Origin of the sequence: Paenilisteria riparia FSL S10-1204 (assembly GCF_000525995.1) — a bacterium.
Lineage (GTDB): Bacteria > Bacillota > Bacilli > Lactobacillales > Listeriaceae > Listeria_A > Listeria_A riparia.
The window spans coordinates 1-1,433 of the sequence record NZ_AODL01000050.1 but is presented as its reverse complement, the minus strand read 5'-3'; the positions used below and the strand labels follow the sequence as shown (position 1 = coordinate 1,433).

At 38.9% G+C, this 1,433-nt stretch carries 3 protein-coding genes; all 3 read right to left on the bottom strand.

The genetic code is table 11. The annotated features are described in order from the left end of the window. Window positions 1-231, bottom strand: a 231-nt coding sequence (locus tag PRIP_RS15785; RefSeq protein WP_036102598.1) for a hypothetical protein, incomplete at its 3' end; no start/stop codon positions are given. A gap of 142 nt (window positions 232-373) precedes the next feature. Further along, the gene (locus PRIP_RS15780; RefSeq protein ID WP_149023865.1) at window positions 374-949 is read right to left on the bottom strand and encodes a cyclic nucleotide-binding domain-containing protein; all 576 of its coding nucleotides are present in this window, start codon (window positions 947-949) and stop codon (window positions 374-376) included. A gap of 182 nt (window positions 950-1,131) precedes the next feature. Further along, complete coding sequence (locus tag PRIP_RS15775; RefSeq protein ID WP_036102593.1) at window positions 1,132-1,410, bottom strand: Rossmann-fold NAD(P)-binding domain-containing protein; 279 nt, start codon at window positions 1,408-1,410, stop codon at window positions 1,132-1,134. Window positions 1,411-1,433 lie beyond the last annotated feature (23 nt).

Below are 1,433 nucleotides of genomic sequence, written 5' to 3'. Positions count from 1 at the left end.
ATCTGTAAAAACAAGCCATTTGAATTTCCACGTTACTCGTTCGGATAATGGTGTGTGGTCTTGATTAGCAACTGCTTGTCCTATTTTTCTTAAACTCTCAGCGTATGTCTGATTCGTAGTTGTTTGTCCGTAAACTGAAAATGCGCTCGTAGAAATCAATCCGATAAATAGCATGATGATCGCACTAACGGCTAACATTCTTCTTCCTATTTCTGTGATTTTCTTTGTCATTATATTCTCCCTTTATAGATTTAATTTTGTCCATATAGATTGATATCTCTAGATTAACATGCTTCCTTTTTAAGAACTTTAGTTATTTTATATCGATACTCTAATACGCCCTCTTAAAATCACATGAACTTGTGTTTTTTTTTTAACAGAAAATGGACAGCCTCTTTCTATCCGTATCCTTTGTTTCTATATGATAAATAAACGCCCCCCATCGGTCCCAATCTAACAAAACCCAGCCTTTTTCGGATGCTAGCCATTGCTCTGCAATTAACACCCTGCGAACACCATTTAAATATTCTCTCGTGCAGTGGGTATAGTTAGCTATTTCAACTTGAGTGAGAACTGAGGGTATTCGGCACTTCTCATATCTAAATTCTCCGATTTCACAAGCAATCCAATATAAGAAAGCCATGACACGTTCCTTGACCGGCAAGGCATACAAATCCAATTGCCTCACAAGATGATACATAACCGCACTTTCAGCACTCGCTTGCTTTTGTAAAAAGTTCGTTTCAGAAAGTATAGGCAACTGCTTCAGATGAATATCTGATTGTGCTTGGTACTGTATTCGCTTACCAAACAAACATTCTTCAGTGATTGTGAATGTGCCCTCTCTCATGATTTTCAGTAAATAGTCACCAGTTTTACAAGCAACATACCCTTTTAAAATAGCGTATTCTCCGCATTCGTAAATATTGCTTCCTTTTGTTAATTTCATCGTATCTTGGCTTCTTAATAACATAGGCTTCTCCTCTAACAACCTCATTTAATAGGATTCCTCTTTTCTATATCATGCATACGTATACATCAGTTTGATAATAACCCGAATAACATAACCTTATTGCTATAACGTCTACAGGTGGACTGGGGAAGAATTATCCCTAGTCCGTACATTTTTATCTACAGGCCTAATTTCATTTCCTTTTTAACTGCTAAAATTCCAGCTTCTAAGCTCACTTGTGGTTGCCAATCGAGATACCTTTTGGCACGCGAATTGGATAGGACAGAGCGCTTGACATCCCCCGCTCGTGGACCCTCTATCCGAATGTTGCTCTCTTTTTCAAAAATGGCTGCGATGGTCTCATAAATGTCTAAAATCGCGATTTCTTCTCCAGAGCCAATGTTCACGACCGTATTAAGCGGGCGAATGGTGGCGAGGCGATTCGCTTTCGGCAACATCTCCTACATCACATAATCCCGTG

What these genes read in the sequence shown, in the direction of transcription:
- PRIP_RS15780 (WP_149023865.1), bottom strand. Translation starts at nt 949, where the DNA reads ATGAAATTAACAAAAGGAAGCAATATTTACGAATGCGGAGAATACGCT.
- PRIP_RS15775 (WP_036102593.1), bottom strand. Translation starts at nt 1,410, where the DNA reads ATGTTGCCGAAAGCGAATCGCCTCGCCACCATTCGCCCGCTTAATACG.